We start from the raw sequence: 21,289 nt of genomic DNA, 5'->3' as shown, positions 1-21,289 counted from the left end.
TGGTTCCTCCTCACTTTGTTGCCGCGAAGACTGCGGCTTCCTGTACCCAGCCGAGCAATTCCGCGTCCAGCTGGCCTTCGTCCGACACCAGCACATGATGCGTCCAGCGGTTGGGATAGGGTTCGGCTGCCTGCCAGATGCGCGGCGAGGACAGCCGGTGCGACAGGCCGAAAGAAATGACGATGGTCGGCTCACTGACCTTGTGGCGCGGCAGCGACACAAAGGCAAAGCCGTGGCGGTTTTGGAGTGTGATCTGGGTTTTGTGCACACGAAGTTGCGTATCCGGGCAGGTGTCCAGCACCCGCTGCAAAAACGCCTGACACAGTGCGAGCTCGCGCGGGTGGCGGTCGAAAAACTGCATCAGATCCATTTCGGTGAAATCCGGCATAAAAAATCCCTCCCAAACTGGCATGGTTACTTTTACAATACCAGCAGGGAGGGATAATGTCAAATCAAACCGGCGGTGCGCAGGATAAACAGGATGGCGGTCAGCGTCACGGCGCTCAGCGCGGTGCTCAGTACGACGATGGACGCGGCCAGCACATGGTCGCCGCCCATGTTTTTGGCCATCACATAGCCGGAAACCGTGCTCGGCGCACCGCACAGGATGACGAGCGCGACCATCGCCTGATCGCGGAAGCCCATCCACGCGGCGATGGGCAGGAAGATCGCCGGCAGCAGAATGAGCTTGATGAAGGTCGCGGCGCAGGTGGGGGCGAGCTTTTTGATCGCCTTGGCGCCCTCAAAGCCCGCGCCGATGCTGAGGAGCGCGACCGGCGTGGCGCAGGTGGCAATCATATCCAGCCCCTTGGACAGCATGGGCGGGAAATCCACCTGCAGGAGCGAAAACGGCAGGCCCGCCAGAATGCCGAGGATGATCGGGTTGGTGATGATGCCGCCCAGCGTGCGCGACACGACGCCCTTGTGCTGGGCGTTTTTCGCGTCCGGCGCGGTGACGGTCAGCACCAGCACCGAGAAGATGTTGTACAGCGGCACGCTGGCCACGATCATCAGCGGCACCAGCCCGGCGTCGCCGTACAGGTTCTGCACGAACGCGACGCCCAGAATCGCCTGCGAGCCGCGGAACGCGCCCTGCGTGAACGCGCCGACCATGGCTTTGTCCGGCAAAAGCTTTGCCGCGCCGAACCAGATGGCGAAAAAGTAGACCACGGTCACACCCGCGCAGAACAGGAAAAACCGCAGGTCGAATTGTTCGGTGATGCGTCCCGCCGCGATGTCGCGGAACAGCAGAACGGGCAGCAGCACCTTGAAGGACAGCCGGTCCAGGTCGGCCAAGGTCTGCTGCGCAAAAAAATGCCGGCCGCGCAGCACGCGGCCGAGCAGAATGATCGCAAAAATCGGGACGGTTGCGTTCAGACAGAAAATCAGATTATCCGTTGTCTTCCCCTCCAGCTGCGGATTCCTCCTGCCGGAAGAAATCCTGCAATTTTTCCAAACTCTGCACGAGCACGGCCGTCTGCTCGGGCGACAGGGTGTCCAGCACGGACGCGATCATGCGTTCGTGGAACGCCTTGTGGTGCTCGTACGCGGCGCGGCCCTTGGGCGTGAGCGTGATGTTGACCACGCGCCGGTCGGTATGGCTGCGCGCGCGGCTGACCAGCCCCTTGGCTTCCAGCTTGTCGCAGGCAACGGTCAGCGTCGCGAGTGTCACGCCGATGGATTTGGCCAGCTCGCTCATGCGCACCGGTTCCATCGCGCCGATCTTCTCGATAATGTGGATTTCCGTGATTGAAACCGTGCTGCCCAGACCGCCCGTCATGGCGCGCTCTTCGATCTTGTTGATGCGGCCGAATACATCGACCAGAAAGGAGTTGAGCTGTTCCGCGCTGGCCATATCCGCACCGCCTTTCCAAAGATTCACTAAGCTAATCTAAATATTAGCATATCTAAACGTGAAAAGCAACACAAAGCCGGTCGGTTCGACAGCCGCGGCGGGGCGCTGCTTTTTGGGTTGAGCGAAGCGCGGTTTCATTGTATAATAAAAGAAAACAAATGTTCTATGGAGGAGGTGCGCGCATGACGGATTTGCTGCAAGGGCTCAACGCGGCCCAGCGGGAGGCGGTCACCGCGACGGAGGGCTTCGTGCGCGTGATCGCGGGGGCAGGTTCGGGCAAGACCCGCGCGCTGACCCATCGGTTTGCCTATCTGGTGAATGAACTGGGCATCCTGCCGGGCAATATCCTGTGCGTCACGTTCACCAACAAGGCGGCCGCCGAGATGCGGCAGCGCATCCATCAGCTGACCGGCGACAATGACACCGGCATCATCAACACCTTTCACGGCTTCTGCGTGACGGTTTTGCAGGAGGACAGCCATGCGGTGCAGTACCCCAAGAGCTTTCTCGTGCTGGACAACGCGGACATCGACGCGATGCTGCAGCTCATCTATGAGGAGCGCGGGCTGACGCTGCGCAACATGACCTTTTCCGCCGCGCGCGACATGATCGAGATCCGCAAGCTGTTCAAGGACCCGAAGTATTACGAGGACATGATCACCCTGCCGCTCGATACGCTGCGGGAAAAGTACGAGCGGGCGACTGCGACCACGGATATCATCTTTTACGGCTATTTGTATCAGGAGAAAAAGTGCTTCGGGCTGGATTACAACGACCTGATCAAGTTTTCGCTCTATATTTTCCGCGAGCACGCGGATATCCGGCGCAAGTGGCAGCAGCGGCTGGAATACATCATGATCGACGAGTTTCAGGACATCGACCAGCTGCAATACGAGCTGATGGAGGTGCTGTGCGGCTACCACAAAAATCTGTTTATCGTGGGCGACCCCGACCAGACGATCTACACCTGGCGCGGGGCGAACGTCAAATACCTGCTGGACTTTGATAAGGCGTTTCCCGGCACCAAAACCATCCTGATGATGCAGAATTACCGCTCCACGCCCGAGATCCTCGCGGCGGCCAACGCGCTGATCGGCAAAAACCAAAACCGCATCAAAAAAGACATGATCCCGACGCTGCCGGGCGGCGCACCGGTCGTGTGCCACTTTGCCGGGACGCAGGAGGCCGAAGCCGCGTGGATGGCGGGGGAGATGCAGCGCCTGCACGAAGAGGGGATCGCCTACCGGGACATGACCGTGCTGTACCGCGCGCACTATGTGACGCGCGCGGTCGAGGAAGTGCTGCTGCGGGAAAAGATCCCGTACACCATTTACAGCGGCGTGCCGTTTTTCGGCCGTATGGAGATCAAGGACGCGCTCAGCTACCTGCGCATGATCGTCTATCAGGACGACCTGTCCTTCCGCCGCGTCGCCAACGTGCCCAAGCGCAATCTGGGCAAGCGGCGCATGGCCTTTTTGCAGGAATACGCCGAGCAGCACGGCTGCACGCTGTACCGCGCCTTGCAGGACAACGTCGAGGAGCCTTTGTTCAAGGGCACGCGCGCGCGGCAGTTTTTGTCGCTCATCCAGTCCTTCGCGCAGGACAGCGCCGGGCGGCCGGTGTCCGAGGTGCTGTCCGCTCTGCTCAATGCGAGCGGGTATGAGGCCATGCTGCGCACCGAGGGCAGCCAGGAACGGCTGGACAATCTGGCCGAGCTCAAGCAGTCGGTGTACCTGTATGAAACCACCTGCGGCGAGGAGTGCACGCTCGAGCATTACCTGTCGCATGTGGCGCTGCTGACCAACGGCGACACCGCGGAGCAGGGCGACAAGGTCAAGCTGATGACCGTGCATGCCGCCAAGGGACTGGAATTTCCCTGCGTGTTCCTGTGCGGCATGAATGAGGGCATTTTTCCCTCGCGCAAGGTGCGCACGCTGCCGGGCATGGAGGAGGAACGCCGGCTGGCGTTCGTGGCGCTCACGCGCGCGGAACGGCGGCTGTACCTGTCCGAGGCGGACGGGCGCAATTTTGACGGCTCGCCGCGGTATCCGTCGCGGTTTGTGCTGGATATCGGCCGGGACCGGCTGCGCTTCACCGCGCCGCCGCCGGAAGGGCTGATCCGCGAGGCCGAGGACTACATCGCCGCCACGCAGCGCTTTTTCCCGGCGCGGGACAGCGATACGGTGTTCCCCGTCGGCCAGCGGGTGCGGCATCTGCTGTTCGGCGAGGGCACGGTGCTCGAGGTGGATCGGGACAACGGGGCGCATCTGGTGCAGTTCGACGACATGCCGACCCCGCGCAAAATCTCCTTCCGCGCCAAGCTCGAGCGGTGCTGACGCCGCAACCCACAAGGAGAAAACGGGCGCGCCGAAAAGGCGCGCCCGTTTTGTGTTCTGCCGGAGCGCTTCGCGATGTGAATGCGGCACAGCGGTGGAGCGGGCCGGCATCGGGAAAACCGGTGCTGCCCGCTTGAAAATCTACTGATATTCGTATACAATGGAGTGGGAAAAGATGTATGTGCTGCAAGTGCCTGACAAGAGGGAGTACTCTTTTGCCGCACGGGTCATACAGACAGGACGGTTTTCCTGGAAAGGCGGTGCAGAATGAACGGTTATCTTTCTATCAAGGAAGCTTCTCAAAAATGGGGCGTTTCCGAACGGCGGGTCAATCAGTATTGCGCGGAAGGCCGGATTCCCGGCGTGGAGCGTTTCGGCGGCTCTTGGGCGATCCCCGAAAACGCGGAAAAACCCGGCGATCCCCGCAAACAAAACAAACAGTCCGTGCCTCACAAAGCGCAGAAGCACGCAGAGCTGTTTCCCGGCTTTATGCCGCTGATGAACACGCCCTTTGAGCCGGGCCACTGTGTGGAAACCATCGATAAAATGAAAGCAGGGGCAAAAAAGAACATTGCCGTGGCCGAGTATCATTATTTCAGCGGGCAGGCGGAAAAAGCCATGCAGGAAACCGAGCCTTATCTCACGGCAGCGGATGATGCGACCCGGCTTTCGGCTTGCTTGATTTTTGCCTATGCCTGCCTGACCATGGGGCGGATCGATCACGCCCGCCGCGCCTTGCAGGAGATTCAAAGCACGCTGGCTGCCGGCGTGGAAACCGCGCCGTCGGCGCGTGCGATGGAAGCGTTTGTCGCATTTGCGGCGGCGGTGCTGCTGCACCTGCCCTTGTCCGAGGAAATGCCGCCCACGCGGGAGTTTTTGCCGCTGCTGCCCCCCGGCCTGCGGGCATTTGCGATCTATGTGCAGGCCCACTATCTCTATCTGAAAGGGGACTATGCGCGCAGCGCCGGGATGGTGGAAGCCACGCTGGCCATGGGCGCGGATGCCTATCCCATTTCCGCCATCTATCTGCATCTGGTGGCGGTGATGGACTACATGAGCCTCAAGCAGACCAACCGCGCCCAGACGCATCTGTTGACGGCGTGGGAGATTGCCCGTCCGGACGATTTGATCGAAGGCTTCGGGGAGCATCACGGACTGCTGGGGGGGATGCTGGAGGCGACCATCAAACCCAACTGGCCGGAAGATTTCAAAAGAATCATTGACATCACTTATCGTTTCTCTTCCGGCTGGCGTAGAGTCCATAACCCCATCACCGGGCATGACGTGGCGGATGATCTGACCACCACCGAGTTTGCCATGGCGATGCTGGCCGCCCGCAACTGGACAAACCAGGAAATTGCGGACTACCTGAATATTTCGGTAAATACCGTCAAGAGCCACCTCTCGGAGGCGATGAAAAAGCTCCATGTGGAGAATCGAAAAGACCTGAAACAATACATGCTGCGATAGCAAAACCACGGCGACCACGCCACGGTTCCTCACCCGTTTTGGGGGTCAAAATGGGTAATAGTCACCCCGCTTTCTTTCCGGTATAATGGAACTATGTTATTTCACCGATACGCATCATGCATGCGGCGGAACTGACCGGAATGAGAGCGGGGCGATCCAATGGAAATTTACAGCAAAGGTCGTGACAACGGAAATTTTGTTTCTGGGATTGGACAGGTTGAACAATTCTGCCTGTCCGCGATTTTTAAAATTGTATATTATTTCCAAAGAGCGCGTTATGTTTGCGGTTTTTCCGTGGGTGTAACGCGCCCTTTTTGCGTCGCCGAAAGGCTGCTGCTTGGGGAAAGGAGGGTACCAAGTGGCTAAGTTTACTTCCATACTGCGAACGAAGAGTTTGATGTGCCGGCACGGCACGCTGCCGATGGGCAGCCACAAGAGAACGGGCTTCGGTGCGGGATCGTCTACCGCGTGAGGAGCAAAGGAGGAAACCAGATGAAAAAGAGATTTTTAGCGGCGTTTGTCAGCCTGTGCCTGTTGGTGCCCCTGCTGCCCATCAGCGCTTTTGCCGATAACCGAAGCGTGGTAGTGGTGGTCGGCACCGGCGACAAGGAGCAGGACGAAAAGTTTGAACAGATCCTGAACATGCAGAACAGCTACCCTGCGGGGTTTGATCCGAATAGTACGGAAAACCCCTATGGGCAGGACGTGAACCAGCCGTTTTTGCTCTCTGAGAGCAATGAGCTGCTGATGTACTATACATCAGAATACGATGGAGAGGAAGGCACACTCAAGCAAAAGCGGTTTGAGAATTGGAGAAACGACGAGAGTGCCAATTTGGAAAACGGATTTGCTTCATCCCAGGATACTCCTGATCTTACAAATAGTCATTTTGCATATAAAGGCATGAAAGCAGTATCCTTTGATCCTACCGGTTCCGGGCGTCGCGACCATGTGGCCTATGTGGGCATAGACGGAAGCGATGGCGAAAACATGGTATATCTTTGGGTCTACGATACGGTTAATAAGACGCGTTCTGGGAGCATTTTAATCGACAATGTTACTCTGCCAACAACGAGAAATAACACTCGGAATCAGATAGAAACCTACCAGCTCAGCAACTATCTGGACATTACCGCAGGTAATTACAGTGGTGGCTCTGCCGATGGAGACACCATCATTGTCTCCATGTCCACCGGAACAACCCATGATGTCAAGTTGTATCAGTACCAGTATAATGCCGAGGAAAATGCAATCAGTCAAATCAAGGTCATCACGAATAATCACCCGGAATATGATGACGAACTGAAAGGAAAAGATCCGCTCCAGAAAGCAAACTTGGGCTTTAAGCAGGGATCTGCCGTCGACACCGGCGACTTCAACGGCGATGGTATCGACGATCTGGCGGTGATCACCTACTTTAACGTAAAAGCGGAACAGAATGACACCGAGGAGAGCTTCGATTTTTACAGCCCGCAGCTCAGTCTGTACTACGGCGTGCAGGGCTCTGATTTGACCGCTCAGAATGTTTATCTGAAAAACGTAGGCTCCCGGGGTCAAGACGGCGTGGTTAAGGTGCAGACAATGGTAGGGCCGGGCTTGGCCACGGGCGACATTGACGGCGACGGCAGGGATGAGGTCGTCGTGACCGGCATCAAAAACGAGATCACGTCGGTGGCAAACAAGAACACGGCCAAGAGAAATCAGGCCTACAGCATTAGCGACCAAAAGACCGTGGCCTTCGTATGCAGCGGAGACCGCGCGGATTCCGCCCCCACCATCCAATATAACGAGCTGGACACCAACAACTGGACCCACTACGGCTTTATTGAAGGTCACAACTGCTGGCAGCAAATGGGTGTGGAGTGCGTCGCCATCAACGGTCACGCCAGCGCCGAGTTCGTGTTTATCAGCGGCACACTGTATCAGTACGATGGCGAGTTTAATGCTGTGATGACTCCTTCGTACTTCACAGGTGACGACTTTGGCAGCGACTGGGCAAGATCTTTCGTCAGCATCGCTGTGGGCAATTTTGACGATAATGATGTGGGCCGGGAGCAGCTGGCCTTCATCTCTAGCGATAAAAAACATAGCCAGTATAATGGCGGAACCATTTATTTTAAATACGCCGTATTGGGCGGTAAGGACTATTCGGAGGACATGTTCGGTGCAAACGGAACTGCCCAGAGCTATTATTGCACAAATCCGGTAGATATATCACAGCCCCTAACTCCAGCGGATGGCGCAATATACGATTGGTGGATATATAAAAACAACGCGGTGCTGGTTGCCATCGACGATGACAACGACGGTACGATGGTACGGTATAAGAGTAAATCCTATGTCTATTCCGACCCTCAGGTCATCTCCGTGCTGCAGATGGCGCCCTACTTTGATGAGATCGACATCGGCAACGACGCAGGCCAGACCACCTATTCCTTCACCACGGGATATGAGTACACCACCGGTACAGCAACAGAGATCTCGTACGGCATCGGCGCGTCTATGAGCGTGGAGGGCGGCGGCGTGAACCTCTCCGTAGAGGCGGGGTATGCCCACGATTGGTCGGAGGAATTTGAAAACACCCTGACCCGCTCAACCACCGACAGCTTTACGGCCAAGGCCTATGACAGCGTGGTGGTATACCGAACGCCGGTATTCATCTACGAGTATGAGGTATTTAACAATGACACTGGAGAGTGGTTCGGAGCAGATGACACTCTTGCCATCTCGGTGCCCAAAACGCCGGCCTATGTCCAGATGTCGGTGGACAACTACAACGCCTTTGTGGACGTTTACAACGACATGGCCAAAAAGGCGCTAACGGATAAGGGAAAAGAAGATCCGGAAGACTTTACTCATATGGTGAAGTTGACGGAAGAGAACGCTCCTTATCTCTTCGGCAACGAGGGCAACCCCTGGGCCTACGGAGACACTCACTTTACACGCATCAGCGAGTCCGACTACAATCTGGGTTACAACGGCGGCGAGACTTCTTCCGCCAGTGAGCAGGGATCCGCCAACACCCACACCATTTCTGAAGGCAACGGTTTCTTCTTCGAGATGTCTTTGGAGTTTGGCTATACGGGCTCCTTCGTGACCACCACGGCGGGCATCAATGCGAGCTTGGATTATATGTCGAGCAACAGCTCCAGCACCACCACCTCCACCTCGGAGGAAACCAGCGGCACCGTGCAGGACCTGGATGAACAGTATCTGCTGGAGGAATACGGAATCCCGACGAGCGTGACCAGAGATTACGGTTTCACCTGGAATGTGGGTACCGATAAGGTGGATCTGGGCATCGACGGAGCGGAGGACACGCTGGTCATCGGCTATAACGTTTCGGAGATCACGGCTCCGCCCCCGCCGGTAACAGACCTGAAAATCACCAACGTCACAACGACACCGGACGGCCTAACCGACGTGACTCTGGAATGGAGCGCCCCCGAGGCGATAGGACGCATACAGCCGAGAAATTATGCCATCTACATGAAAACTGAAGACGGCGAGTGGGAAGAATGGATACCTGCGACAGGCGGCGAAACAACGAGAACGATCCAGCATCTTGAAAGCAACACGGAGTACGGCTTTGTGGTGCAGACCATGGGCCGGGATGTAAATCAAACGGAGTATTGCTACAGCGTTTGGTCCAACGAGGCCGCGCTCACAACGCCCAAGGCCAACAAAAAAGTAAATTTCGTCTATGACGAGAACCAGGCGACGGTAACGGCCCACCATCTGGGCAATCTGGAGATCAAGGACGGCGACACCATCCCCGAGGAGTCTTTGATCTATGTGGAGGCGTTGGCGAAACCGGGCTACACCATCACCGGCGTAACCTTACAGCAGGGCGACGGCGAAGCGCAGGGCGTCTCCCTGATGGGCGGAAAGTTCACCTTCGTCATAGAGGAAAACGCCGTCATCAAGGTGACCACCCGAAAGACGGTGGATAGCAGCCATGTGAGCTATGATGCCGAATCCAAAGAAGGGGAAACCGTCACCGGCACGGTGAGCGCCGTGACCCAAAGCGGCAACCCCGTTGATCCCGCCGGAGCCCAAGTGACGGGTGCCGTCACCTTCACCGCTGAGCCCGCCGAGGGTTACGCCCTGAAGGAGTGGCATGTCACGCAGGCAAACGGCGAGCCGGCCGTGATCGCGGCCGCCGGCAGCACCTGGACCTTCTATCCCTATGAGGCGACTCATGAAGTCACCGCGGTGTTCGTCGCCAAGGGCGACGCCGACGTGAGCCGTACCATCACGGTAAAGCAGCCGGCAAGCGGCGGCAGTATTCAGATCAAGGACGCGGATGACAACATCCTTGCGCCTGACGGCAGCGGCAAAATCAGCGTGGCAAAAGGTCAGGAGATCACCGTGACCGCCGTGCCCGACAGCAAGTATTATAACTTCAAGGGCTGGACGGACGATTTCGCAGATTATAAATTACAGACTCCCGTGACCATTATGGTGCCCGAAAACGATCTCACCATAGGCGCCGAGTTTGTACCCGATCTGTCGTATGCAGTCACCTTCGGTGCGCAAAGCGACAATGGCGGAACGGGAACGGTGACCGCGTCCGTAGGCGGCAAGGCCATTACCTCGGGAGATAAATTCGTACCCGAAACCACGGTGGACTTTGCAGCCAATGCCGATGCAGGCAGCCGCATTATGAAGTGGGCGATCACCGAGGGTTCCTTTGTCACCTTCAAGAACATCGAAGAAGGGCTGCTGACCCGGGATACATACACGATAGAGTCCCTGAAGGCCGACAGCGATGTGGAGGCCGTCTTTACAACCGCCAATAAATATGATTTGACAGGCAATATCTTCAGCGATACAACGGGCGGTACGGTCACCGTAACCCGCAATGGCGGCACAGCGGTAACCCCGGGCACTGACGTTTTAGACTATCATGACGATCTCACCATCACGCTGAAGCCGAATAAGGGATATGTCGTCGCAGAGCAGCCTGCTTTGCAAGGCACCGATACCTATACCTACACCGTTGAGAATGTAGAAGCCGATGTTGATGTCAATTACTCCTGGAAGGCGCTGGAGCAGTATGACGTCACCTACTCGGTGGTTGACACGGTCGGCGACGGCAGCGGTACCAACGGCACGGTTTCCGCCGTGGCCGAGCGCAAGGGCATGGCGCTGTATCATGACGAAAACCCCAGCGTGGTCTATGAGGGCGGCACCATCACCTTTACCGCTGCGCCCGATGAGGGCCATCGGGTGAAGGAGTGGATTGTCAATGGTGTGGTACAGCCTGAGACCGGCAAAACACTTACCCTTACGCCGACAGAAGATCTGAAAGTCACTGTGCAGTACATCTCCGGCCTGCCCGAGGTGCACTTCGCCGATCCCGCTCACGGCAAACTGACCGCCAAGATGGGCGAGTATTCCATCGAAAGCGGCGCTGCGGTGTCCGACGACGTCACCTTTACCGTAGTTCCCGATGAGAATTACGAGGTCAAGTGCTGGACGGTCAACGGCGTGGAGCAGCCCGGCGAGACCGGCAATACCTTCACCTACGCGGTCAGCAACGACTGCACCGTAGCTGTGGAGCTGTGGGGCGTGAAGCAGGATGTGACGCTGCAAACCGGTGACGGCGGCGCCGCCACCGTGACCGATCCCGCCCGCTACGGCGAGACCATCACCATCACCGCGACCCCGAATGCCGGTTATGTGGTAGATACGATCACGGTCTCCGGCGCAGAGACGCCGCTCTATCAGAACACCAACAAGGTAAACGGCGTGCAGACTGCGAAATATCAAATTACCGCCGGTACGACCTTTGCAATCACCTTTGCCGAAAAACCGGTTGTGACCTTCTCCGCGGCAAACGGCAGCCTGACGGCCTCCGGCACCGTTGACGGCACGGCAGATACCAAACTGACGAGCGGAGGCTATGTGGACTTTGGCTCTGCCGTCACCTTTACGGCCGCCGCCGACAGCGGCTACACCCTCGACGGCTGGTATGTGGACGGCGAAGCGATCGAGAATACCGATCTCACCTACACGACCGCGGCCCTTTCCGACAATGTGCGCGTGGAGGTTCGCTTTGCGGCCATCGCGGACATTCCGGTCAGCTATGCGGTCAATGATGAAACCATGGGCACCATCACCGCCACCGCAGACGGTTACAGCTTCCAGTCCGGCGATCAGATCGCCGGCGGTCAGGAAATCGTCTTTACCGTCACGCCGGCGGAAGGCTACCGCATGAAGGATTGGACCGGTCTGCCGGCTGATGCGAAGATCAGCGCAGACAAGAACACGGCCACCGTGCCGGTCCTGACGGCGGGCACCTGGAACGTGATGGCAAATCTGGAGGCCATTCCGCAGTACACCGTCACCATCGAGCCGACCACCCACGGCAGCATCACCGCTGCGGTGGACGGCAAGCCCATCCACTCCGGCGATACCGTGCCCGACGGCACGCAGGTGACCTTCACCGCCGAGGCGGAGGACTACTGGATGCTCGATGAGTGGACGGGCGACGCTTCCGGCAGAACAAAGACCGTCACCCTGACCGTGAATAACGACATCACCGTGGGCGCAGCCTTCACCGAGGCACTTCTGTACGAGGTGGAGTATTATGTGGATGGCGAGCATGGTGAGGCCTCCGGTACCTGTGAGGAGACCGCCTTTGCGGCCGCTATCGAGGTCCAGTTCGCCGGCGGCAGCGAAATCGAAGTCACCGCCGACCCGGATGTGGGCTACATGGTGAAGGAGTGGAAGATCAACGGCGAAGTGGTGGAAGGCAACATTTCCAACGACCTGATCATCGACTCCCTGCACGAAGATGTCGTCGTTTCCGTAGAGTTTGAAGAGTATGTGGGCTTTGCGATTCCCACGGGCGGCAATGGATACACCGTCACCATTGATGAGCGCAATCCGGCGGAAACCTATACGGATATCTATGCCACCGCGCCGGATACCGAGATTCGCCGGGGCGGCGACGTGACCTTCACCGTCAGGCCCAAGGCGGACGCCGCCCTCAAGACCGTGACCGTGGCCCGTAAGGATGCGACGATCACGCCCAACGAAGACGGTTCTGTGACTGTGTTCATCTCCAATGTGCAGGAGGACATCGGTTTGTCGGTCGATGTGCTGAGCGGCATTCCGCTGACCATTGAACCCACTAAAAACGGCACCGTGAACGTCACCCGTGGCGGCGTTGCGCTGACGAGCGGGGTCAAGGTGCTTGCCGGTGACAAACTTGTCATCACCGGACAGCCGGATAACGGCTATCGTCTGGATACCATTACCTTGAACGGTGCGGCCTTTGCCAACGGGGATACCTATACCGTTGCGGAAACCGACACCGCCCTGACCGTTGCGGCGACCTTCGCCGAGTATAGCGGCGACGGAGGCGGCGGCGGCGGAGGCGGCGGAGCCGCAGCCACCAGCTACAAGATCACCGTGGCACCGGTGAACCATGGTACGGTCAGCGCCGACCCGAGCAGCGCTGCCGCAGGCACCAAGATCACCCTGACCGTAACGCCGGACGACGGTTACCAGCTGTCCAGCCTCACGGCGACCAATGAAAACGAGCAAACCATCTCGCTGGATGACGCGGGCGATGGTACCTATACCTTTACCATGCCGGCCAGCGCCGTTACGGTGCACGCGTCCTTCACTTCCATCGCGCCGGAAGAGCTGCCCTTTGTGGATGTGCCCGCGGGCGCCTGGTATGAAGACGGCGTGCGGTACAGCTACGAACAGGGCCTGATGACGGGCACCAGCGCAACGACCTTTGCGCCGGAAGTGACGACTTCGCGCGGCATGATCGCCACCATCCTGTGGCGGCTGGAGGGCAGCCCTGTGGTGGATTACGCCATGACGTTCGAGGATGTGGACCCGGATGCCTGGTATGGCGAGGCAGTCCGCTGGGCGGCCAGCGAAGGGATCGTTATGGGATACGGCAACAACAAGTTCGGCCATGACGATTTCATCACCCGCGAGCAGATGGCAGCCATGCTTTACCGCTACGCACAGTACAAGGGCTACGATGTGAGCATCGGGGAGAACACCAATATCCTCTCCTACACCGACTTTGCGGATCTGAGCGAATATGCCATCCCTGCCATGCAGTGGGCTGTCGGCGCCGGCATCATCAACGGCACCAGCGACAGCACGCTCAGCCCCGGCGGGAATGCGACCCGTGCGCAGGTTGCCGTGATCCTGATGCGGTTCTGCGAGCAGATCGCCAAGCAGTAAACACCAATTCCCGGTAAGGGAGACACCAAACGAGCGGGGCTTTTCTGCGGAAAAGCCCCGCTCCTGCTTTTGCCCTTGTATCTGACCGAAAATCAAAAACCGGCACCGCCGAAGCGGTGCCGGTTTCTCTTGCCTTGTGATATGTTGCTGCCGGGAGGTGCCATGCGATGCGCCTGGGCAGGATGGGAAAGGGATAGGGAAAAGAAAAAAGCCTGTTTTCCAGAGAAAACAGGCTTTTATGGATGGTGGAGACGGTGAGGATCGAACTCATGACCTCCACACTGCCAGTGTGGCGCTCTCCTCGTACAAGCGTGTAGCGCCCCCCCTAAAGGGGGTGGGGAGAGTGCTCTTTGTATGCAGGAGAACTTGCCACGTTACATAGGCTCCCTTTCAATTATTTCCTAATTAAAGGACATCTATTGTTTGAGGGAGTATTCTATAAAATCTGCATCAATACTTTTAGCTGCGTTCTTCTTTTCAACATTCGCATTCCATTCGCACTCACTCGCAAACAGTTCTTGACGCATAGAATTCATTGTATGGCCGTTAGAGAGTTCTGTAATTACATAATTTAGCAGAGTATCAACATAGGAATGGAGATTTTCAACGAGTAGTGCACTATAAGGCATCGTTTCCCCATTATGCACAATTAGATTGCGGTTTCTATATGCACGCATTATTTGCCAACGAACCCTTTGTGCATGATTCTCGATATACTCTGCCAAACTTCCTCTGGTCTTAAAAATGGTTCTATACCTACGAATTCTAAATTTGAGTAAAGGAAAATCATCACATGAATTAAGCCACAAATCACAATCATCTTGTGATGTATCCAATAAGACATATTTTGCAAGTGAGAGCACATTTTGAAAGGCATCTTCACAATCGCCAATTATTTCAGAATATTTGTCTTCATCATAACTCTTTATATCTATTGAAAGTTGCTCAAAAATCGAATAAAGGTATTTATACTTAATAATTGGAACTAAATAACTACAAACCTGTGTGATTCTATCAGATGTATGCTCTTGGCTAATATTTAATATACATTCTACGATTGCCCATAGATCAAGGATTTGGTTTTCTTCAGATGTGCTTCTAAGTGAGAGCCTGTGAAGATTAGCAGCCAATAGCAGTAATATTCCTGTATTTTTTGATTTTGATATTGCTTGGTGAGTTAACTCGATTTTCTTTTGGACAATATTATATTTTGGGGTTCTCATTCGATGAACGGCGCTTTTTTGAGGAATAATTATAGTATAATAATTATTCTCATCATAAACTATAAATTTGGCCCCATCTAAGGAAATATCAAGGCCATGATCATACAAAATATAAAGTGATAGGCCAACATTTACAAAAGATTCCACAGAATTTGCAGCAGAATATGGGTCAAACTCATCTTGTTCGTCAAAAATATAATATCTTTCTGTATCTTTCTTTTGCAAATATGTACTTTCTTCTGGTATTCTTGTCTTTGGGAAAAATCTGTTAACTACTTTTACATTTTCAGGGTTTACAAGTATAGATTGTAAATGATGATCTGCTATCAATACGACCTTGTATTTACGATTAGCACATGGAAAGGCATCAAAAAAAGTATCAATTTGTTCGCACGATGTAACCTGAGTCCTAAGATTGAAAAAGTTATGTACTAACACATCTCGAATATACCGCTGATCATAACCAGAGTTTACTAACTCTGTAATGAGAGATTTGGTAAGCGCAAAAAGTGTACTTTGTTCATCTTCGTTATTCGCTTTAACAATGGCCACTATTTTTTCTTTTAATTTTTCAAAATAACTATTTCCGCTAAAAACTCTTTTTTTAATTGTATAAATTATATTTCGTCTATCAGTGTAGCTAAAATCATTGGGATTATACCCTCTAACATATTTGCCTTTTTGCTCTTTTACGAAGTATTTTAGAGGAGAATTGTCTGGCGAAAATACCGGATCTTTATCTAATGTATAGTATAATTCCTCGAAAATTGGTCGTAGTGAGCCCTCCGGAACCCCGTTATGTTCTATATCAGCAATCGTATATATAGCATCAATACATAAGTAATGGGAATTAAGTGTTGCCAATCGATGTGATGGGATGGAATAACTGAAAATAAGTTCATCAACAGTCTGCGCGAAAAACAATAGATTCTTACATTCAGTTAAGTTGTCCCATTTATCTACACAACCTTTTCTCATAATTTCCCTCCTTAGCACAATCTGGATAATGAAATATTATACCACAGTCGAAATGAAATGTAACTATCTGTCTTCAAAATGCACTTGACCAGGACTAAAAGCGCATTTTACATTTTCAAATCTAAAAAGGAGGTGAACAATGTTGCCAGCCATTGGGCTGGCTTTTTTCATGCCATCACGAAGGAGGTAAGTATATGGCAGATGACAAACTAAACACGAGCCCACAAGAAAATAACCCCCCGGAGGTTGCTGCTCCCCTGGGGCCGGACGCTCCACCCGCCCTGGAACCAGTCAAAAGCCCCAGCAATCCACTTAAGCATGAACAGGCGGTGATTTCCGGCATGGGCGAGGAGGCTCCTGCTCCTGCCGGAAAGGTGATTGACTTGTCCGGCATCAAGACTGCTGCCGATCACAGTGGCAAGGAACCTACCGCTCCCAATGTGGCCGACAGGCCGCCGGAGGTTGTACCCGATCAAAAACGCCGTGGCCGTCCCCCGAAAGACCAGGCCGGGGTGTTTGTGGGAAAAAAGGAGAAAGCGGCGGAGCCCCGCACAGGCCGCCCGCCTAAGGTTGACAAGGCGGCCCGTGAGGAGGCCCCGCCCTCTGTTCGGGACAAAGTGTCCAGAGGTAAGAAAGCTGACAAGAGCAAGGAAACGGGCTCCGGCGGTGCGCCTGCGTCTAAATCCGCTAAGGCGGCAAAGCTGGGCAAGGCTGCTCCCGTCAAGGAGGCGGCAGTCCCGCCGCCGGAGATCAATCTGCCGTCCACGCCTGACGTGCCACCCCGCCCGGTGGAAGAGGGAAAAATCGTCTATCTGAAAATGGCGGAACTTCATCCGTTCCATACGTTCCGGGAGCACCCCTACAAGGTGCAGGACGATAAGGAGATGGACGATCTGGTGGGGACGATCAAGGAACACGGCATTATGACCCCCGCCACCGTGCGCCCGGAAAAAGACGGCAAGGGCTATGAGATTATTGCAGGCCACCGCCGCCATCACGGTGGCACACGGGCCGGGCTGGAGGAAATGCCCTGTATCGTCCGCGAGATGACCGATCTTGAAGCTGTCCGGGAAATGCGGAACAGCAACAAGCAGCGTGGCGATCCTCTCCCCAGCGAACTGGCAAAGCTGCTGGATTTGGAGGTGGAGGCCATCAAACGCCAGGGGGCCCGCCCGAAAAATGAGAAAGAGGCGGAGGCCCTGGGTAAGCTCTCGGTAGAGATTGTGGGCAAGGAACACGACATGAACTATAAAAAGGTCATGCGGTATATCCGGCTCAACTCCCTGGTGCCGGAGCTTCTGGACAAGGTGGACACAAAGCAGATGGGCTTTATGCCTGCGGTGGAGATCTCGTATATCAGGCCGGAAAACCAGCGGCTGATTGCCGTTTCCATTGATGGGGAGCAGTCCTCCCCCTCGGTGGCCCAGGCGAAGCGGCTCCACGAGCTGGACAAGGAGGGCAAGCTCAACGGCGATGTGATTGACGGCATTTTGAGTGAAGAAAAAAAGGAGGATCGTGGTGTGATTATTTCGACTACTGAACTGTCTAAGTATTTCGGTAAGGAGGTTACTCCTGCCAAAATGAAAGAGCAGATCATGGCGCTACTGGACGAGTGGAAGGAGAAGCAGCCGCCCGAACTGGCGCAGCCGGACAGGAAAAAGGACTTGGAGAAGTAACCGGGCCCTGCTTCTGGACACTTTGTCCAGAGGTGAACGCCCCGCGCCGGGGATGGGCTCTGTGGTGATATATCCCCCGTCGCCGGGTATTTTGCAGCACAGCCGGGATCGGGCAGTCAAGGGGCGGAACGCCCGCCGTTTGCGGCGGCTTGCCCTTGACGGTCTGGCCCGGCTGTGCTATTTCCGGCAAGGCGGCGGGGGTATATCCTCCAGAGCCGCCCCCTTTCCCATGAATGGGAAAGGGCGGGGGATAGGGTTGAACTACCTATATAAATATCGGAGGTGTTGACAATGAAACGATCCCTTGCTTATATCACCGCTGCGTGGCGCGGTGATCCTGCGGTGGATATGGAGCAGGCGGCGCATTACTGCCGCGTGGTCTATGATGCGGGCTATTCCCCCATCTGCCCTATGCTCTATCTGCCGTTGTTCCTCAATGACGCGGTGCCGGAGGAGCACAAGAACGGCATCGACATGGGCCGCGATTTGCTCCGGCGCTCCCGTGTGCTGGTGGTGTGCGGCCATTCCGTGACCGAGGCCATGAAAAATGATATTGCCGTGGCCCAGCGCCTGGGGATCACCGCGACTACCCTTGAGGGCATCCTCACCGTCAAGGGCCAGGGCCGCCGCTGATGGCGTCCCTGTTTGAAGCCTACATCACCAACCTGGGAAAGTACAACGAGGGCGAGCTGGTTGGCGAAACGCTGAAATTCCCCACGACTACCGAAGAAGTACAGGCCCTTTTGAAGCGGATCGGTGTGGACGGGGTACGTTATGAGGAATTTTTCATTACCAGCTTTGACGGTGATGTGCTGGGGCTCTATGACTATCTCACGGAATATGAAAACCTGGACGAGCTCAATTATCTGGCCTGCCTGCTCTCCGAGCTGGATCAGGGCGAACTGGAGAAATTTGAGGCCGTCATTGACAGCGGTGAACATACGTCCAGCGTGGCCGATCTCATCAATCTGGCGCAAAACCTGGATTGCTACGAGTTTTATCCTGGTGTCGAGGACGATGAAACCCTGGGCCGCATCTATGTGGAGGACATGGAGGCCATTGACGTGCCGGAGCACCTGCTGAATTATTTTGACTATGAGGCATACGGGCGGGATATTCGGCTTGAAGAGGACGGCCACTTTGCCCCTGGAGGCTATGTTTTGAACAACGGCGGTCAATTTATCGAGCACTACCACGGGATCGAGGACATTCCCGACGAGCACAAAGTCTTTGCCTTTCCGCAGCTCACGGTGCGGGAGCAGATGGCGGCCTACAAAGAAATTATTGACGGTTCCTCCCTGGAGGGCTATCGGAAGATTGCCGCAAAGGAACACGAGGAACGATAACGGCACTTCTGGACGTTTTGTCCAGAGGTGCTTTTTCATGGAAAGGAGGAATACGGCTGATTGACGAGGACGTTTCCAGACGTACCATAGCAGTTTCGATCAAGGCGACAAAGCTCACGGGTCGGGTGCTGGCCCAGGCGTGTCTGGCGGTGGGCCGGAAGATCAAGAAAATGTACCGGGCCCGCCAGACACCCCACGGAAAACAGACTGTGCGCCAGCTCATGGGCCACGGGGCCACCACAAACAGCATCGAGGTGGAGTCCCCAAAGGATTTTGACCGGGTGGCCCGGCGCTGGAATGTGGACTATGCCTTTTACAAGACCGGGCCGGACAAATACCTGTTGTTTTTCAAGAGCGGGCAGGCCGACGCCATCACCGCTTGCTTTTCGGAATATTCCCGGCGCGTGTTGAAGCGTTCCAAGTCCCAGCGTGTTCCCATCCGGGAACAGCTCAAACGGGCTGCCGCTGAACTGGCCCGCCAGCCGTCCCACAAGAAAGAACGTGCAAGGGAGGCGGTACATGAGGACAGATAGCGTCAAAAAGTATGTGATACCCAATATCCCGCATCTGTTTATTCTGTGGGCCTGCCTAAAGCTGGGGACGGCCTACCGCCTGGCCCCTGGAGCAGACTTTGCTCACAAGCTCATGGGCCTGGGGCAGAGCATCGGCCCGGCCTTTGCCGACTTTGCGCCGGGGCTGGCCCCCTTTGACTGGCTCATCGGTATTGTGGGCGCGGTGGGGTTTCGCCTGCTGATCTACTTCAAAAGCAAGAACGCAAAGAAATTTCGGCGGGATGAGGAATACGGGTCGGCCCGATGGGGTGGCCCCAAAGACATCAAGCCCTTTGTCAATCCGAAGTTTGAGAACAACGTCATTTTGACAAAGACGGAGTTTCTCACTATGAACACCCGGCCCAAAAATCCCGCCAACGCCCGCAACCTCAACGCCTGTATCATCGGCTCGTCCGGCTCCGGCAAAACCCGTTTCTGGCTCACGCCCCAGCTGCTCCAGGCGCACAGCTCCTATGTGTGCGTCGATCCGAAAGGCGGGGTGCTCTCCCAGGTGGGGGCTTTCCTGCAACGCCGGGGGTATCAGGTCAAAGTGTTCAACAGCATAGATTTTTCAAAATCCATGCACTACAATCCGCTGTCCTACATCCACAACGAGGCGGACATCCTCAAATTCGTGGATACCCTCATAGCCAACACCAAAGGCGAGGGCAAGGAGGGCGATCCATTTTGGACGAAGGCGGAAACGCTTTTGTACTGCGCCCTGATTGCCTATATCATTTTCGAGGCACCCGCCGAGGATCGGAACATCAATACCCTGGTGGATATGATTTCCGGCATGGACGTGAAAGAGGATGACGAGTCCTATATGAACGCGGTGGACTATATGTTTAAGGGCCTGGAAAAGCGCAAGCCGGATTGCTTTGCCGTGAAGCAGTACAAGAAATATAAGCTGGCAAGCGGCAAAACAGCCAAGTCGATCCTTATTTCCTGCGGCTCCCGGCTGGCCCCCTTTGACATCCCCCAGCTCCGGGAGATCATGAGCTATGACGAGCTGGAGCTTGACCGCATCGGGGATCGGAAAACGGCGGTTTTCTTCACAATTTCCGACACAACCCCCACTTATAACTTCATTGTTGCCCTGGCCTTTTCGCAGATGTTCAATCTCCTGTGTGAACGGGCCGACAATGTTCACGGGGGCCGCCTGCCCCATCATGTGCGGGTGCTGTGGGACGAGGCGGCCAACACGGGCCAGGTACCCTCGCTGGAGAAGCTGGTGGCCGTCATCCGTTCCCGTGAGGTAAGCCTGTGCCTGTTCTACCAGCAGTACGCCCAATGCAAGGCCATATACAAGGACAACGCCGAAACGATCCTGGGAAACATGGACAGCGTGATTTTCCTGGGCGGACGGGAAAGCTCCACCATCAAGGAGATTTCCGAAAACTGGCTGGGAAAGGCCACGATCTCCATGCAGACCGAGGGCCGCTCCCGTGGGCAGTCGGAAAGCTACAACCAGAACACCCAGCGGCTGGGCCGGGAGCTGATGACACCCAGCGAGCTGGCTACCATGCCGGGCGATAAGTGCATTTTGCAGCTGCGGGGCCTGCCCCCGTTCTTCTCGTCCAAATACGATTTGAAGCAGCACCCCAACTACAAGTACACGGCTGAGGCCGATA

At 55.6% G+C, this 21,289-nt stretch carries 13 protein-coding genes; 9 read left to right on the top strand and 4 right to left on the bottom strand.

Features of this window, described 5'->3' with window-relative positions:
- Positions 1 to 10: 10 nt before the first annotated feature.
- Genes EJL02_RS03605 through EJL02_RS03595 form a run of 3 tightly spaced genes read right to left on the bottom strand, consistent with a single transcriptional unit; the run spans position 11 to position 1,855 of the window.
- Complete coding sequence (locus EJL02_RS03605) at positions 11 to 388, bottom strand: DUF5655 domain-containing protein (RefSeq protein ID WP_243114392.1); 378 nt, start codon at positions 386 to 388, stop codon at positions 11 to 13.
- A gap of 59 nt (positions 389 to 447) precedes the next feature.
- Entirely contained in the window at positions 448 to 1,377 is a 930-nt protein-coding gene (locus EJL02_RS03600) for an AEC family transporter (RefSeq protein ID WP_279221203.1), read from the bottom strand.
- 13 nt (positions 1,378 to 1,390) lie between these two features.
- Positions 1,391 to 1,855: a MarR family winged helix-turn-helix transcriptional regulator gene (locus EJL02_RS03595; protein WP_125115058.1), complete on the bottom strand. Its 465-nt coding sequence runs from the start codon at positions 1,853 to 1,855 to the stop codon at positions 1,391 to 1,393.
- A 182-nt stretch (positions 1,856 to 2,037) separates the two neighbouring features.
- Here EJL02_RS03595 and EJL02_RS03590 point away from each other — a divergent pair, with 182 nt between their 5' ends.
- The 4 genes from EJL02_RS03590 (at position 2,038) to EJL02_RS03575 (ending at position 13,881) form a co-directional block, all read left to right on the top strand.
- Positions 2,038 to 4,191 carry an ATP-dependent helicase gene (locus tag EJL02_RS03590; RefSeq protein ID WP_125115057.1) on the top strand — a complete coding sequence of 718 codons (2,154 nt, stop codon included), beginning with the start codon at positions 2,038 to 2,040 and terminating at the stop codon, positions 4,189 to 4,191.
- Between the two features lie 267 nt (positions 4,192 to 4,458).
- Positions 4,459 to 5,661 carry a LuxR C-terminal-related transcriptional regulator gene (locus EJL02_RS14615; protein ID WP_125115056.1) on the top strand — a complete coding sequence of 401 codons (1,203 nt, stop codon included), beginning with the start codon at positions 4,459 to 4,461 and terminating at the stop codon, positions 5,659 to 5,661.
- A gap of 159 nt (positions 5,662 to 5,820) precedes the next feature.
- A complete protein-coding gene (locus EJL02_RS03580; RefSeq protein ID WP_125115055.1) occupies positions 5,821 to 6,027 on the top strand; it encodes a hypothetical protein in 207 nt (68 codons plus the stop codon).
- 126 nt (positions 6,028 to 6,153) lie between these two features.
- Positions 6,154 to 13,881: an InlB B-repeat-containing protein gene (locus EJL02_RS03575; protein ID WP_125115054.1), complete on the top strand. Its 7,728-nt coding sequence runs from the start codon at positions 6,154 to 6,156 to the stop codon at positions 13,879 to 13,881.
- 416 nt (positions 13,882 to 14,297) lie between these two features.
- Here EJL02_RS03575 and EJL02_RS03565 read toward each other — a convergent pair whose 3' ends face one another.
- Positions 14,298 to 16,082 (bottom strand): hypothetical protein, encoded by a 1,785-nt coding sequence (locus tag EJL02_RS03565; RefSeq protein ID WP_125115053.1) that lies wholly within the window; start codon positions 16,080 to 16,082, stop codon positions 14,298 to 14,300.
- 194 nt (positions 16,083 to 16,276) lie between these two features.
- Between EJL02_RS03565 and EJL02_RS03560 the strand changes: the two genes are divergently transcribed.
- The 5 genes from EJL02_RS03560 to EJL02_RS03540 all read left to right on the top strand — a co-directional run.
- Positions 16,277 to 17,758 (top strand): ParB/RepB/Spo0J family partition protein, encoded by a 1,482-nt coding sequence (locus EJL02_RS03560; RefSeq protein ID WP_125115052.1) that lies wholly within the window; start codon positions 16,277 to 16,279, stop codon positions 17,756 to 17,758.
- Positions 17,759 to 18,049: 291 nt separating this feature from the next.
- Positions 18,050 to 18,391: a DUF7768 domain-containing protein gene (locus tag EJL02_RS03555; protein WP_087272945.1), complete on the top strand. Its 342-nt coding sequence runs from the start codon at positions 18,050 to 18,052 to the stop codon at positions 18,389 to 18,391.
- Positions 18,391 to 19,104 carry an antirestriction protein ArdA gene (locus EJL02_RS03550; RefSeq protein ID WP_125115051.1) on the top strand — a complete coding sequence of 238 codons (714 nt, stop codon included), beginning with the start codon at positions 18,391 to 18,393 and terminating at the stop codon, positions 19,102 to 19,104. Before EJL02_RS03555 ends, EJL02_RS03550 begins: the two co-directional genes overlap by 1 nt.
- 17 nt (positions 19,105 to 19,121) lie before the next feature.
- Complete coding sequence (locus EJL02_RS03545) at positions 19,122 to 19,637, top strand: PcfB family protein (protein ID WP_125115050.1); 516 nt, start codon at positions 19,122 to 19,124, stop codon at positions 19,635 to 19,637.
- The coding region (locus EJL02_RS03540; RefSeq protein WP_164510272.1) for a VirD4-like conjugal transfer protein, CD1115 family at positions 19,624 to 21,289 on the top strand (1,666 nt) is incomplete at its 3' end. The genes EJL02_RS03545 and EJL02_RS03540, both read left to right, overlap by 14 nt.

The sequence above is a fragment of the Agathobaculum sp. Marseille-P7918 genome (genome assembly GCF_900625105.1).
Taxonomy (GTDB): Bacteria; Bacillota; Clostridia; order Oscillospirales; family Butyricicoccaceae; genus Agathobaculum.
This window is presented reverse-complemented; position numbering and strand designations above follow the sequence as displayed.

Coding starts and splice junctions, on each gene's coding strand:
- EJL02_RS03550 (WP_125115051.1), top strand. CDS start 18,391: ATGGCGTCCCTGTTTGAAGCCTACATCACCAACCTGGGAAAGTACAAC.
- EJL02_RS03555 (WP_087272945.1), top strand. CDS start 18,050: ATGAAACGATCCCTTGCTTATATCACCGCTGCGTGGCGCGGTGATCCT.
- EJL02_RS03580 (WP_125115055.1), top strand. CDS start 5,821: ATGGAAATTTACAGCAAAGGTCGTGACAACGGAAATTTTGTTTCTGGG.
- EJL02_RS03605 (WP_243114392.1), bottom strand. CDS start 388: ATGCCGGATTTCACCGAAATGGATCTGATGCAGTTTTTCGACCGCCAC.
- EJL02_RS03595 (WP_125115058.1), bottom strand. CDS start 1,855: ATGGCCAGCGCGGAACAGCTCAACTCCTTTCTGGTCGATGTATTCGGC.
- EJL02_RS03565 (WP_125115053.1), bottom strand. CDS start 16,082: ATGAGAAAAGGTTGTGTAGATAAATGGGACAACTTAACTGAATGTAAG.
- EJL02_RS03590 (WP_125115057.1), top strand. CDS start 2,038: ATGACGGATTTGCTGCAAGGGCTCAACGCGGCCCAGCGGGAGGCGGTC.
- EJL02_RS14615 (WP_125115056.1), top strand. CDS start 4,459: ATGAACGGTTATCTTTCTATCAAGGAAGCTTCTCAAAAATGGGGCGTT.
- EJL02_RS03560 (WP_125115052.1), top strand. CDS start 16,277: ATGGCAGATGACAAACTAAACACGAGCCCACAAGAAAATAACCCCCCG.
- EJL02_RS03575 (WP_125115054.1), top strand. CDS start 6,154: ATGAAAAAGAGATTTTTAGCGGCGTTTGTCAGCCTGTGCCTGTTGGTG.